The following is a 13,384-nucleotide window of genomic DNA, read 5'->3' as shown; positions in this document are numbered from 1 at the left end:
CGTATTGAGCGGCTACTTTAGCCGCAACCACAGCATCAACGTTGACACGATAGGAAGGTCAAGTAGTGTCTGCGCCCCGGTTTGAATGGTTCCCAGGCTTCAATCTATACGGATGTTTCTCAGCCTCAATGCATTGAAAACAACAGATGCAGAGCTGACGCTCATCGCGATGGCCGCGACCATCGGTGATAACAGATGCCCGGTCAGTGGATACAACAGACCCGCAGCGAGTGGTATACCCATCGAGTTGTAGAGAAAGGCGAAGCCCAGGTTCTGCCTCATGTTTTTTACGGTCGCGACAGAAAGGGCTCGCGCACGAAGAATTCCCATCAAGTCGCCTTTAACCAAGGTCAGTTGCGCGCTGTTCATCGCGACGTCTGTCCCGGTCCCCATGGCGATGCCCACATCTGCTCGGGCCAAGGCAGGCGCATCATTGATACCGTCGCCAGCCATGGCAACCCGCCGACCGTATTGCTGAAGGTCCGCGACCAAGCGCTCCTTGTCCTGAGGCTTCACTTCACCGTGGACTTCTTCAATACCCATCTCCTTGGCGACAGCTCGTGCCGTGGTGAGGCCATCACCAGTGGCCATGATGATTTTTACATTGTCAGCCTTGAGCTTGGTGACAGCCTCTTTGGAGGTTGGTTTGATCGGATCTGACACTGCGAGCAATCCAGCCAGTACTCCGTCGACCGCAACATAGATGATGCTGATACCTTCAAGTCGTAACAGCTCTGCACGGTATTGGAGGGGCCGGATACTCACGCCTGCTTCTTCCATCAAGGCGGTATTGCCCAGTTGAATTTTCTTGCCGCTAACCATACCGCTGACACCAATCCCAGATCCGGACTCGAACGATTCGGGTTTGCTCAATACAAGGTTTTCAGCTCGGGCGTGATCAACGATTGCGTGAGCCAGAGGATGCTCACTGCCTTGATCGAGACTGGCAGCGAGTTGAAGAACATCATTGGGGTCGAAGTTCTGTGCGGCCTCCACGCTGTGAAACACTGGACGTCCCTCTGTCAGGGTGCCGGTCTTATCGACAATCAGTGTGTCGATCTTGCAAAGGTTCTCGATGGCACTGGCATCTCTGAACAGCACGCCCATGCTGGCTGCTTTACCGGTGGACACCATAATCGACATCGGCGTCGCGAGCCCCAGAGCACAGGGGCAGGCAATGATCAGCACGGCGACCGCATTGATCAGGCCGAAAACCCAACTGGGTTCAGGACCAAAGAGCCCCCAGCCCAAGAGCGTCAGCACCGCAATAGCGATGACGCCCATCACAAAGTAGCCGGCAATGGCATCAGCCATGCGTTGCATCGGTGCTTTGGAGCGCTGAGCGCGAGCCACCATCTGTACGATTTGCGACAGCATGGTCTCGGCCCCAACCTTCTGTGCCTCCATCACCAGACTGCCATGGGTATTGAGCGTGGCTCCGATCAGACTATCTCCAGCTCTCTTCATCACCGGCACGGGTTCTCCGGTCAGCATCGACTCGTCGACGGCGCTTTCGCCTTCCAGTACTGAGCCATCAACAGGCACCTTTTCACCTGGCCTTACCCGGAGGTGATCACCCTTGTGGACATGCGTCAGAGGGATGTCTTCTTCTGTGCCATCGGCATTGATCCTGCGTGCGGTTTTCGGAGACAGACCCAGAAGAGATTTAATGGCGGCGGAGGTTTGCGAGCGGGCTTTGAGCTCGAGAATCTGCCCAAGCAGGGTGAGTGAGATGATGACTGCGGCAGCTTCGAAGTAGACGCCGATGCGGCCATCTTGCATGAAGGTGGCGGGAAAGCTCTGGGGGAAAAACGTCGCCACAACGCTGTAAAGATAGGCCGCTGCTGTACCCAGTCCTATCAAGGTCCACATATTTGGACTGCGATGACGAATGGACGCTACGGCCCTCACAAAAAAGGGCCAGCCGGCCCATAGGGTCACCGGGGTTGCAAGGACCAGCTCCACCCAGTTCTGTGTGGTTCCGTAGAGGAGGTGTAATGAATGTCCTGCCATGGCGAGCACGGTCACGATCACGGTTAACGGTAACGACCACCAAAAGCGACGGGTGAAATCCTTGAGTTCGGGGTTTTCCTCCTCTTCCAGCCCTGGTATGACTGGTTCCAATGCCATTCCGCATTTAGGACAGGTGCCGGGGCCAGGCTGTCGTATCTCTGGGTGCATGGGGCAAGTGAATTCAGTACTCAGCTGTGGCTCAGCCGCGGGTTCAGTGCGACTAGAGTGATTGGTACCCGACGGATTCGGAGCATAACGTTGGGGTTCTGCTCGAAACTTCTCTTGGCACTTCAGGCTGCAAAACTGATAGGCCCGCCCCTCGTATAGCTCACTGAACGTGCTCGGCGGGGTAACTGCCATGCCGCACACTGGATCGTGTAGACCACCATCGTGGGGTTTTATCGGATGGACGTGATCATGGTCGCGGTGACTCGTGGCGTTAGACATGACTAGTTTCCTTTATCGTCCTTGTTGGATTCGGAGCTCACGTGTCGACCATGACCGCCGTGACCGTGCCCGAAAAAATGCATCAACGGGCAGATCAACAGGATCAGATAGGGCAGATAAGGTGAAACATGGCTGAAGTGTTCCCGGACGACGTAGAAAACACCGATTGCAACCAGCATGGTCAGTACGACACCCGTTTTGCTTCTCCAGAAAGAAGAAGGCGAATTTTCAACCGAATGCGGATGGTTAGTCATGATGTGGTCCCCAGTGTTCTGGCAAGAGCTGCGGTGACGTCTGCGACTGAGAGTAGTCAACGCTCGCTCTGAGGCTGTGATATCGATCAAGCCGCGCTTACTTCACTTCAAACTGACCCACCATCCCCGACTGATAGTGGCCCGGAACGTTGCAGGCAAACTCCAGGCCTGTGCTCTTGGAAAAGGTCCAGACAAGCTCTTTGGTTGTCCCTGGTTCGATCAGAACGCTGTTGGGATCGTTGTGCGCCATCCCGTCCATCTTCATACCGACCATGCTGTGGTCCATATCGCTCATGGCTTGCCCTTTACCAGTAGGACTAAGCGAGCCGTTCTGGAACATGGCCGCCATCTCTTTTTGATGCGCGGCATGGGCAGCGGCTTTGCCGATGTTGAACTCGTGTAGCAACGTGCCCTCGTTTTTGAGCACGAAGCGAATTGTTTCGTCCGGTTTGACATCAATGCTCTTTGGCTCGAAGAAGCTATCGCCTATCTTCACTTCGATGGTGCGATCAACCTTTTGAGAATCGCCTGGCTGACCAATGTCTACATTACCGTGGCTCGGGTTGGCCATCGCTGCAGACGCTGAAAACATAAGGCTGGCAACGAAAAGCAGGAATGCGGACTTAGCTTTCATGGTGAACCTCGCAGGACAGAGTGGTTTAAAACGCCTTAATGCTAGCCAGGCTGAGCTGCCAGCTGACTTACGCAATAATTACATATCGGTGAAGTTAGCTGAGATCAGGTGCTGCCCGGCACACAGCGCCGGGGCCCCTGGGCGTCGATTCAACGCATTACGAACTCACCCACCATCCCTGCCTGATAATGTCCCGGCAGGGTGCAGGCAAAGTTCAGACAAAGTTCAGGTTGGACACATCGGCGAATGTCCAGACGAATTCCTTCGTCGTCCCAGGCTCTACGAGGATGGCGTTAGGATCGTCATGTTTTGCCTCATTGACCTCCGGATATCCCGGAGGATCGGAATCGCTAGGGGCAGTGAAGTGCTCCCGCCAGACGATCGACTTCGCCTTGCCCGTCGGCGTCAGCGTGCCGTCTTTAAATAGCGCCGCCATCTCGCGTTGATGTTCCAGCTGCGATACGGCTTTGCCGATGTTGAACTCGTGCATCAGCGCCCCTTCGTTCTTCAACACGAAGCGGACGGTCTCGCCAGACTTCACATCGATCGACTTCTGGCCGTAGCTGATGTCATCCATCTTGACGAAAACGGTACGCGTAGCAGGGGTTGCTTGGGTCTGTCGGCCAATGCTGGTTTCACTGCCAGGCGTTTGCGCAAAGGCTTGAGTTGCAGCACCGAAGAGAAGTCCGGCGATCAACCGTTGGAGACGTGAACGTTTCATGATGAAACCTCACTGAGGTGGTTGGAAATCTCATGCTATTCCCAGGCTCCTGCCGGGGCTTACCCCAAAACTACAAATTAGTCAGCTTGAAAAAACGCGGCGCCGTTGTGGCGCCGCTAGGTCAAAGGAGCAATCACGGAAGGCCTTGAAGGGAATTTCTTATGGATGGCACTCTTTGTCAGCCATCATTAACTTGTGCTCCCGCATCATCTGCCCGAGGGCGTCATCCACCAATTTGTCGTGCCGCTCCATCCAAGCAAGATGCTCTTGCGCAGATATACCGGGAGCTGGGTGTCCTTTGTGAAGCTCGCTCATCATCTCATCGAGCATCTTCATGTGCTCCTTCATGTGCACATGGCGCTGGCCAGGGGGAGCCTTCTCCGCCTGGATCAATACGGCTTCGGCCTTATCCCGCAGTTGTTCAATGCGCTGGATGGTGCGATCACCCCCGGATTCTGCCCAGACAGCTGAGGACAGCAGGAGCGAACCAACGAGAAGCAGATGTTTAAGCAATTTCATAAGGTAGTCTCCTCACAAGAAGCTGTGGCCGGCACCTCTGGTTGTTGTTGATTCGAGGGCCGAGAGCACAACCTAGTGCTCATGCTTGCACACTAGACAAAACTCCCTGACAAAGGCCTGAAGCTAGGATTACATTTTCGTAAGCTTATGGTTGGGGGGGCTATTTGGCTGCACACTCAGGCGACACAACATTTGGAAACTGCCCTCATGAAACTTCTGGTCGCTGAAGACGAGCCAAAAATAGGCACTTACCTGCAGCAAGGCCTCACTGAGGCTGGGTTCAACGTCGACCGCGTCATGACGGGAACGGATGCACTTCAGCATGCACTGAGCGAAGCGTATGACCTGTTGATTCTGGACGTGATGATGCCGGGCCTGGATGGCTGGGAAGTACTGCGGATGGTGCGAGCAGCGGGGAAAGATGTCCCGGTGCTGTTTCTGACGGCACGTGATGGCGTCGAAGATCGCGTCAAAGGATTGGAGTTGGGTGCAGACGACTATTTGGTCAAGCCATTCGCCTTTTCCGAATTGTTAGCCCGGGTCAGGACGCTGCTCCGCCGGGGGAATAGCTCGCCCACGCAGACCATCATGAAAATAGCAGATCTTGAAGTCGATCTGCTGAAACGTCGTGCTGTACGCAGTGGAAAGCGAATTGACCTGACGGCGAAAGAATTCTCGTTGCTCGAACTGCTGCTGCGCCGGCGCGGCGAAGTGCTACCGAAATCTTTGATCGCTTCCCAGGTTTGGGACATGAATTTCGATAGTGATACCAATGTGATCGAAGTTGCTATCCGACGTTTGCGAGCGAAAATTGACGATGATTTTGAACTGAAATTGATCCAGACCGCCCGAGGTATGGGCTATATGCTTGATGCCCCGGAGTCGGAATGAACAGTCTATCCCTGACTGCACGCATGAGCCTGATGTTCATGCTTGCGGTAACGGCTGTGCTCACCGTCGCCGGACTCAGCTTTAACCACCTCAGCCAGCGTCATTTCAAAATGCTGGATCAGCAGACCCTGAACGAAAAGCTCTATTCGACCCAAAGAATCCTGGGAGAGCTGCGCAGTGTTGATCAATTCAGCGAGCTAAAACCCCAGTTGCAGGCGCTGCTGGGGGCTCACCGTGATTTGACAGCCCTGATCCTGGATAGCGATGGAAAGCTGCTTTTCGCTGATCCAGGGCCAGTAAATGTCCCTGAGCAGTTCCGTCTGACGACTAACAAGAGTGTGTGGGAATGGCAAGACCAAGAGCAGATGTTCCGTGGCATGACGGCACAAGCGACGATGGTCGGTCAGGAAAAACCGCTGAGCGTAATCTTGATCTTCGATGTGACTCAGCACATGGCCTTCTTCAAAACCCTTCAGCAATGGTTCTGGATAGGGTTGGTCATCAGCGCGCTCGTCAGTGCCGCATTAGGCTGGATGGTTGCACGCAGCGGCATGCGTCCTATTCGCCAGGTGACCATGGTCGCGGCGTCGATGTCAGCCAAATCACTCAATGACCGCATCCCTCTAGCGCCGGTCCCAAAAGAGCTGCAACAGATGGTGTCGTCGTTCAACGCGATGTTGTCCCGGCTGGATGATGCTTTTGTCCGGCTATCAAATTTTTCAGCGGACATTGCTCACGAGTTGCGCACCCCGCTCAGCAACCTGATGATCCATACCGAAGTGGTGCTCTCTAGAAAAAGGGATATTGAGGACTACGAAAATAATCTGTATTCGAATCTGGATGACTTGACGCGTATGTCGCGGATGATTGATGACATGCTTTTCCTGGCTAAGTCCGACAACGGGTTAATCAAACCTGAGAACAAGCTGATTGACCTGCTGGAGGTCGTGTCGAAACTGCTTGAGTACTACCACCTGCTGGCGGATGAGCGCGGTATCGAACTGACCGTTTCGGGAGTAGGAAGTGTCCGGGGTGACGTGTTGATGTTGCACAGAGCCATCTCGAACTTGCTGTCGAACGCGCTGCGGTACACCCCGGAGGGGCGAACCATCAGGATCGATATCCAACAAAGAAATACGTCAACAATGGTGACGGTCGAAAATCCAGGAGAGACCATCGCGCCCGAGCATCTGGAAAAGCTCTTCGATCGCTTCTACCGCGCAGATCCGGCCCGGCGCGAAGGAAGCCCCAGCAACGCTGGGCTGGGGCTCTCAATTACGCGGTCGATCATAGAAGCCCATGAAGGCAAGATCTGGTGTGACTCATCCAATGGGAAAACAGCCTTCCATATGGAGCTTCCTAGTGCCGGATTGAAACGTGCCTGATCCTTGTTCAGGCACCGCATCGAAGTAAAGATAGCGACTGCGTCCTAGACGAAGTGACTTCCCTACGAACCTCAGAGGTACAGTTGGGCCACATGCCCCCCAATTCTGGACCAGAGAGCACGCGCAAAGCTTACTGAAATGTAATCCAACAGTCGGCAGTCATGTGGCATCGTGTCCTAGCTCTTTAACGCGGTCACCCTGATCTGTTACCTAGCTTCAGTTCGCGGCACACGCTGGGTATTCGCAGGTGGTTTTAACCGAAATTGAGAAATAAAAACTAGATCTACTCCATCAAACCTCGAACCAACAGCTTTAGCTGTGAGGAGTCTTGCATGTCACTCTTTAAAACTACTATCGTAGCTGTTGCACTTACCGCCGGCTTGCTCGTGAGCGCCATCGCCCAGGCGCATCCAAAGCTAGTGTCCTCTACCCCTGCAGAAGGCTCGACGTCCGCCGCGCCGTCTAAAATCGAGCTGCACTTCTCGGAGAACCTCACGACTCAGTTCTCAGGGGCAAAACTGATCATGACCGACATGCCTGGCATGCCGAACTCTCCAATGGGCGTTAAGGCTGGTGTCGCAGGAGGCGCCGATCCAAAAATGATGGTTATCACGCCTGCCGCTCCGTTAACCACCGGTACTTATAAGGTCGAATGGCGGGCGGTCTCTTCCGATACTCATCCCATCACAGGCAACTTCTCTTTTAAAGTGAAATGATCCATGAGCGACTCAATAAACATCGCCCTTCGCTTCGTTCTTTATTTAGACCTGATGCTGCTATTTGGATTAGCAATTTTTGGCTTGTATAGCCTTAGGGGAAAAGAACGGGTATCCGGCACGGTCTTAAATTTTGAGTCGCTCCTTTTTGGTACAGTCGTTGTTGGTGTACTTCTGTCTCTTGCCGCGATGTTGCTGCTTGCGAAAGCAATGAGCGGCGTTTCAGAGTTTATGGAGCTTCGCCAGCACATCTTCGAAATGGTACTTACTGGTACCGACGTCGGACTCACTTGGATGGTCCGAATAGCAGCCCTTGTTCTAGCAGGTATAGCTGTCACACTAAACAAACGCTTCCCGACCCTCAGCCTCTGGGCGGTTACCTTCTTCGGTGCTACAGCTCTCGCAACCTTGGCGTGGACAGGGCATGGAGCGATGGATGAAGGCAATCGTCGTTATATGCATTTCGCTAGCGATATTCTTCACCTTTTGGCCGCCGGCGCCTGGATGGGAGCTCTGGCCGCATTCGCTTTACTGCTGCGCACTAAGATTCTAAATGGCGAACAAGAGGTGCGAATTCTCTCCCGAGCTCTTACCGGGTTTGAATCAGCTGGTGCATTGATCGTAGTGAGTCTAAGCATTACCGGTATAGTAAATTATCTTTTCATTGTAGGTCCAACATTGGATGGGATAACGTTTAGCACTTATGGCGTGCTGCTTTGTTTAAAAATTTTACTATTTGCAGCAATGATTTTATTAGCTACGCTGAACCGTTTTCACTTGAGTCCACTTTTAGAAAGATCAATCCAGAGCAGAGAATACACTGGCGTCGTTAATGTTTTGCGGCACAGTATGGCCATAGAGTTCTCGGTAGCAATAATCATAGTGTGCCTAGTCGCTTGGCTAGGAACTTTGAGCCCGGAGATGGATATGAGTTCGGTCAAAAGTTAATAAACCACATAATATCTACAGCTAACTGCGCAATCAGAGATAGCGATACAAACATTTCTCTGCCTCAGGCGGGCCTGCACACATCCTTGGTGGACTAAAGTCAGCGATCTGATCTTTGACCCCATCGTTGCAATCGAGCGATAGCCTCGAGTCGTGGATCGAGATTTATGACAAATTATATTTGCGAACATAATTTATAATCGTGAGCATAATTGCCCAAAGTGACATTTTCCAAGCCCCACCCACAAGAGATGGCTTTATGCTATTTTTACCGTCTGCGCCAATAGATCGTATCCGATCCATGAACCACACCTACCGTAAGACAACCGCCTCGTTTACCGTGGCATCTCTGGCGAGCAGTTCCATGGCAGTAGCGCTTCGTAATCGGCCACCGACTCCGCATGCGGCAGCCGCTCCAGTACGTGGCGCAGCCACGTATAGGGCTCCTGGCCGTTGACCTTGGCGGTCTCGACCAAGCTGTAGATCTGCGCACTGGCGGTGGCGCCTTTGGGCGTGTCGCTGAACAGCCATGCCTTGCGCCCGATCACAAACGGTTTTATTGCACGCTCCGCCGGATTGTTGTCGATCGGTAAAAATCCGGCCTCCACGTAACGCTCCAGACGGCTCCAGTTGCTGGCCAGATAATTAACGGCCTTGCCAAGCGCACTTTGCGGCGTCACCTGCGACTGCGTTTTATCCAGCCAGCTTTTCAACTGAGCCAGGATCGGCAGGCTCTTTTCCTGACGGCCAATAAAACGCTGCTCATCACTGGCATCCTTGAGTTCACGCTCGATGCCGTACAGCTTGTTGATCATCGTCAGCGCGATATCGGCACGTCCCGTCTTGCCCTTGGGCTGCACTTTTTGCGCATCGACGAATTTGCGCCGTGCATGGGCCATGCACGCCAGCCGCTCCACACCCGGTTGCAACGCCAATGCGTTGTAACCCGCGTAATCATCAGTCATCACGTAGCCGCGATAACTTTCCAGCAGGCGCAACGGCACGTCCTGCGCACGGCTGGACGTGTAGTCGAACAGCACGACTTTTCGGTCTGGCGGCCCGCTGGCCTGCACCCACATCCAGGATTGGCTGGTAGGGTCTCGATCCGGTTCCTTAAGTACCTGGACGCGGGTTTCATCACAGTGGATGACCGGGCTTTCCAGCAATCGGTCGCGCATTAAATTCAGCAACGGTTGTAAGTGCTCTCCGCACTGGATAACCCAGCGAGCGAGAGTCTGACGCGGGATATCGATACCGTGTCGGCTCAGCACCGTTTCGAAACGATGCAGCGGTAAGCCATCGACATACTTGGTGGTCAGCAGCATCGCCAGTACGCTCGGACTGGCCATGCTCTTTTCGATCAACTGAGCAGGTTTATCAGCAGTGACCGGAGCCGTTTCACAACCACGGCAGCCGTAGACTTTGCGGATGTGTTTGATCACTCGGATCTGCATCGGCACGATGTCCAGCTGTTCGCTGGTTTCTTCACTGATCACATGCTTGCGGCAACCGCAGGCACAGGTCAGTTCATGTTCTGGCAGTTCGTGGATGACTTCGATGCGCGGCAGATCAGCCGACAGTGGCTTGCGTTTGCCACGACGTGGCGTCGGAGCAACCACTTCTTCGTCAGCGTCGCCGATTGAAGGCATCGGCTCGCTTTCGGGCTCGTTGAATAACGCGAGTTGAGGCGTGTTGGGTTCAACGGTCTGCTCGGATTTACGTCCGAATAAACGGTCGCGCAGCAACTTGATCTGTTCTTTTAGATCGACGATATGAGTCTGGTATGCCTCAGCCGTTGCCTGCTGACGGCTGAGTGCCTCAAGCAACATTTGCTTGAGCAGAATAGGGTCATCAGGGAGGTCTTCGGGCATCAAAGTGTCGGGTAGCCCCAGATCATTACTGATCCGGGGCCCCCTTAGAACCGTACGTGCGAGTTTCCCCGCATACGGCTCAAGCTTACGAAAGCCAGTCTATTACTGGCCGGTCACGCGGAAGGTGGTTTTTGCAAACCGCTATGCTTAAGTGGCTCCTTGAATCCCTGCTTGTGGCACTGTAAGTGGCAGTCGGGATGGAGCAGTACACGGTTATTTAGTTTATCCGGGCCGCCATCCACCCGCCTGACAATGTGGTGATCGTGCCAGCCGGTATCCTTGCTGATGGCATGCCCGCATAAAGCACATTTACCCTGTTGCCGCCTGAAAAGACTCAGTATCTGCCGCCGATACCGGAGCTTATGTAGCATCCGTTGAACCCTTAACGCCTCCCACTTAAACTCCTGTTCTGCATCGTACGGCTGATACGCACCCGGCAAGCGCTTGTGACGAACGATTACGGTATCCGCCAGCATGTATAGCTGGCGAAACTTCACTGTCCCGTCGATCCCCTTTACTGGGTATACAAATGCCCGGTGAATTCTGGAACAGTAATATCGCCGTTTAAGCCAACCAACAGACTTCCTCGGATGCCGACGCTTTGCCCACCTCAAGATCCGCCAGAAGATAAGGTTGTCCAGCTTGTTAAAGGTGGCTTTCGCCACAACCGGGGAGTGATATTGCGCCCACCCTCGCAGCACTGGGTTCAGTCGCCCCATCAGTGCACCCTGAGTAAGGGTTCCGCTGTTTTTTATAATATCTCGCACTTTCCGATAGAACGTTGAAACATTCTTCTTCGCAGGCTTGATAAACAGCTTTGCCTTTCTGTGCGGCGACTTCGGGACGTACTTCCTAAAATTCCACCCAAGAAAATCAAAGCCTTGATGGATGTGTGCGATGCGCGTTTTTTCTTGCGATAATGCAACCCCGCGTACAGACAGGAATTGCTCTATCCAAGGCTTGATTTCGTTTTCAAGCAACTCTTTCGAGTTTGCCAAAACCACAAAGTCATCTGCATAGCGCACAACCTGAACCTTGGTTTTCTTCGCTTCTATGGTGCCAAAGCGCTTTTTCAAGTGATCTTTCAGCAAAAGCTCCAAACCATTCAAGGTGGCGTTTGCCAGACAGGGAGAGATGATACCGCCCTGTGGCGTGCCTGCCTCCGTAGCAACAAATTGCCCCCGGTCAACAACCCCGGTTTTCAGCCATTTGCGCAGTATCGTCTTATCCATTGGGATATTTTGACAAAGCCAATCATGGCTGATGTTATCGAAAAAACCTTTGATGTCCCCTTCCAGAATCCAGACAGGGGCTACTTGGGGGGCCAGCAAATGAAACAGCTCTACCATTGCGTCGGCCGTGGAGCGATCCGGTCGGAAGCCGTAGCTTCGGGGGTCGCTCTGGCTCTCTACAACAGGTTCAATTGCCAGCAGATGAAGCGCTTGCATGGCCCGGTCCAACATCGTGGGAATTCCGAGTGGGCGTTTCTCCTGTTTGCCAGGTTTCGGTATCCATACCCGCCTCAACGGTTTAGAACAGTAACCCCGCTTGATCGATAGACACATCACCCCTCGAAGTTTGGCTTGGGGCGTCTCCCACGTTTCGCCATCGACCCCCGGCGTCCTGCGACCCCGGTTCTCCGTGACTCGCCGCACAGCTAAGCATCGCCCATGAAACGAGTGAGTTAGCATGCGTTGCAGGCGCTTCACCTTTCGCCAGTCGGCCTTCCTTGTTGCCTGCGCAATTTTCAACTGTGTTTTCCGAACGGAGGTTTGAATTCTGGCCCAATCGAGACCGTACCAATTCATGGCCCCATCCAAGGACGCAGACGTAACCGAAGTCGGTGGTTGCGTATTCATACAGTCCTGCTCGAAGTTAGAAACTGTTTGCACAGGATCTCTTAGCGTGTACCCGTGCTAACTTCATAGTTCGACGGAATCAACAGTTGTATTTGCGCTCGTAAACCAGATGCACGTCAGCCAGGGTTGCCCCTGCCGGTAATGTTGAAACCGGTATGCCATCCGTTACAGACGGCCCTTTGCTTTTTGCATCCTCCTATTCCCCACACTCATCAACGTCCCTTGCGGAAAGTCTGCCTTGCCGATGTGGATGGTAAGGCGAGTGGTCGGGATTGCCACGTTCCCTGAATCGCATCAATTCCCCGTTTAGGCTTCGTCTATCCCCCGGCAGCGCTTCTAGTACCGCATCCCATTACATGACAGGAATGGCTGGCTGCAATGCCTTTTTTTTGGCTGGGGCCGATAATTGCCGTAGGCCCGTCAATCCTTACGAGGGTTCTGTCGACGATTCACATATGTTAGCCATGCGGGTTGGGTCACTAGTCCCCGTACTACCGTGCAATTCGGTTGTGCTGCGCATCCCGTTACCGGGTTGCACTCTCTTGCGGGAGGGACATTGTTGATCGGGCTTCACACCCCAAGATTGGCTCCTGACGCATGCCGATCTAGTGAACTGACGGATACACGTCAGGCTCGTTACTCCAGAAAGCGGAGTTGAGCAATGAGATCCAGAGCTTACGACACGTGTTTGACTGCTAACCTATTGAAGTTAAACAGTTGAACACGCGATCTCGTGTCGCACCATGCCCGGATTATACCCGTCAAGCGACGAATCTTGGCGTTAAAACCTTGTGAGGACGGTTGCGCCAGAGATCAAATCCATCCAGTAGCCAGTTCAGTTCCTGAACGGTCAGCACGATAGCCTCGTCCACCTCATCAGGTGAAATTTTAAAACGCTCGGACTCCAGGCGCTTGAGCCAAAGGCAGAAGCCGTTGCGCTCCCAGTACAACACTTTGACGCGGTTACGGTGGCGATTCAGGAAAACAAAGAGCACGGGGTCAAACACCGCGACCTTGATATCCAGTTCGACCAGCGCAGCCAGGCCATCGATGGACTTTCGAAAGTCTACCGGCTTTGGATAGAGGTACACTTTTTCAACGCTGGCATTGGGACGCATCATGGTGA

At 53.5% G+C, this 13,384-nt stretch carries 11 protein-coding genes and 1 pseudogene; 4 read left to right on the top strand and 8 right to left on the bottom strand.

The window, feature by feature from the left end; translation table 11 throughout:
- Positions 1–99: 99 nt before the first annotated feature.
- The 5 genes and pseudogenes from ACYZT3_RS09035 to ACYZT3_RS09015 all read right to left on the bottom strand — a co-directional run bounded on the left by ACYZT3_RS09035 (position 100) and on the right by ACYZT3_RS09015 (position 4,588).
- On the bottom strand, positions 100–2,460 hold the full coding sequence (locus ACYZT3_RS09035; RefSeq protein ID WP_462031908.1) for a heavy metal translocating P-type ATPase: 2,361 nt from the start codon (positions 2,458–2,460) through the stop codon (positions 100–102).
- A 2-nt stretch (positions 2,461–2,462) separates the two neighbouring features.
- A complete protein-coding gene (locus ACYZT3_RS09030; RefSeq protein WP_462031907.1) occupies positions 2,463–2,714 on the bottom strand; it encodes a DUF2933 domain-containing protein in 252 nt (83 codons plus the stop codon).
- A 97-nt stretch (positions 2,715–2,811) separates the two neighbouring features.
- On the bottom strand, positions 2,812–3,348 hold the full coding sequence (locus tag ACYZT3_RS09025; protein ID WP_462031906.1) for a cupredoxin domain-containing protein: 537 nt from the start codon (positions 3,346–3,348) through the stop codon (positions 2,812–2,814).
- Positions 3,349–3,497: 149 nt separating this feature from the next.
- A pseudogene (locus tag ACYZT3_RS09020) lies at positions 3,498–4,069 on the bottom strand (cupredoxin domain-containing protein).
- Positions 4,070–4,228: 159 nt separating this feature from the next.
- Positions 4,229–4,588 carry a co-regulatory protein PtrA N-terminal domain-containing protein gene (locus tag ACYZT3_RS09015; protein ID WP_462031905.1) on the bottom strand — a complete coding sequence of 120 codons (360 nt, stop codon included), beginning with the start codon at positions 4,586–4,588 and terminating at the stop codon, positions 4,229–4,231.
- A 207-nt stretch (positions 4,589–4,795) separates the two neighbouring features.
- On the opposite strand from ACYZT3_RS09015, the gene ACYZT3_RS09010 reads away from it, so the two are divergent.
- The 4 genes from ACYZT3_RS09010 (at position 4,796) to copD (ending at position 8,528) form a co-directional block, all read left to right on the top strand.
- Positions 4,796–5,479, top strand: coding sequence for a heavy metal response regulator transcription factor (locus ACYZT3_RS09010; RefSeq protein ID WP_462031904.1), 684 nt, complete (start codon positions 4,796–4,798; stop codon positions 5,477–5,479).
- Positions 5,476–6,864, top strand: coding sequence for a heavy metal sensor histidine kinase (locus ACYZT3_RS09005; protein ID WP_462031903.1), 1,389 nt, complete (start codon positions 5,476–5,478; stop codon positions 6,862–6,864). The genes ACYZT3_RS09010 and ACYZT3_RS09005 overlap by 4 nt, the downstream gene beginning before the upstream one ends.
- 332 nt (positions 6,865–7,196) lie before the next feature.
- Entirely contained in the window at positions 7,197–7,580 is a 384-nt protein-coding gene (gene copC, locus ACYZT3_RS09000) for a copper homeostasis periplasmic binding protein CopC (RefSeq protein ID WP_462031902.1), read from the top strand.
- A 3-nt stretch (positions 7,581–7,583) separates the two neighbouring features.
- Positions 7,584–8,528, top strand: coding sequence for a copper homeostasis membrane protein CopD (copD, locus tag ACYZT3_RS08995; RefSeq protein ID WP_462031901.1), 945 nt, complete (start codon positions 7,584–7,586; stop codon positions 8,526–8,528).
- A 335-nt stretch (positions 8,529–8,863) separates the two neighbouring features.
- On the opposite strand, the gene tnpC is transcribed toward copD, so the two are convergent.
- From tnpC to tnpB, 3 genes are all read right to left on the bottom strand, one after another.
- Positions 8,864–10,399, bottom strand: coding sequence for an IS66 family transposase (gene tnpC, locus ACYZT3_RS08990; protein ID WP_462031900.1), 1,536 nt, complete (start codon positions 10,397–10,399; stop codon positions 8,864–8,866).
- Positions 10,400–10,512: 113 nt separating this feature from the next.
- Positions 10,513–12,258: a group II intron reverse transcriptase/maturase gene (gene ltrA / locus ACYZT3_RS08985; protein ID WP_462030198.1), complete on the bottom strand. Its 1,746-nt coding sequence runs from the start codon at positions 12,256–12,258 to the stop codon at positions 10,513–10,515.
- A gap of 761 nt (positions 12,259–13,019) precedes the next feature.
- Complete coding sequence (tnpB, locus tag ACYZT3_RS08980) at positions 13,020–13,379, bottom strand: IS66 family insertion sequence element accessory protein TnpB (RefSeq protein ID WP_252117532.1); 360 nt, start codon at positions 13,377–13,379, stop codon at positions 13,020–13,022.
- Positions 13,380–13,384 lie beyond the last annotated feature (5 nt).

Source organism: Pseudomonas sp. MDT1-16 (assembly GCF_054898115.1).
Note: the sequence above shows the minus strand (reverse complement) of the source record. Positions and strands in the feature narration are given on the sequence as shown.

What these genes read in the sequence shown, in the direction of transcription:
- tnpC (WP_462031900.1), bottom strand. Translation starts at nt 10,399, where the DNA reads ATGCCCGAAGACCTCCCTGATGACCCTATTCTGCTCAAGCAAATGTTG.
- tnpB (WP_252117532.1), bottom strand. Translation starts at nt 13,379, where the DNA reads ATGATGCGTCCCAATGCCAGCGTTGAAAAAGTGTACCTCTATCCAAAG.
- ACYZT3_RS09030 (WP_462031907.1), bottom strand. Translation starts at nt 2,714, where the DNA reads ATGACTAACCATCCGCATTCGGTTGAAAATTCGCCTTCTTCTTTCTGG.
- ACYZT3_RS09005 (WP_462031903.1), top strand. Translation starts at nt 5,476, where the DNA reads ATGAACAGTCTATCCCTGACTGCACGCATGAGCCTGATGTTCATGCTT.
- ACYZT3_RS09025 (WP_462031906.1), bottom strand. Translation starts at nt 3,348, where the DNA reads ATGAAAGCTAAGTCCGCATTCCTGCTTTTCGTTGCCAGCCTTATGTTT.
- copC (WP_462031902.1), top strand. Translation starts at nt 7,197, where the DNA reads ATGTCACTCTTTAAAACTACTATCGTAGCTGTTGCACTTACCGCCGGC.
- ACYZT3_RS09010 (WP_462031904.1), top strand. Translation starts at nt 4,796, where the DNA reads ATGAAACTTCTGGTCGCTGAAGACGAGCCAAAAATAGGCACTTACCTG.
- ltrA (WP_462030198.1), bottom strand. Translation starts at nt 12,258, where the DNA reads ATGAATACGCAACCACCGACTTCGGTTACGTCTGCGTCCTTGGATGGG.
- ACYZT3_RS09035 (WP_462031908.1), bottom strand. Translation starts at nt 2,460, where the DNA reads ATGTCTAACGCCACGAGTCACCGCGACCATGATCACGTCCATCCGATA.
- copD (WP_462031901.1), top strand. Translation starts at nt 7,584, where the DNA reads ATGAGCGACTCAATAAACATCGCCCTTCGCTTCGTTCTTTATTTAGAC.
- ACYZT3_RS09015 (WP_462031905.1), bottom strand. Translation starts at nt 4,588, where the DNA reads ATGAAATTGCTTAAACATCTGCTTCTCGTTGGTTCGCTCCTGCTGTCC.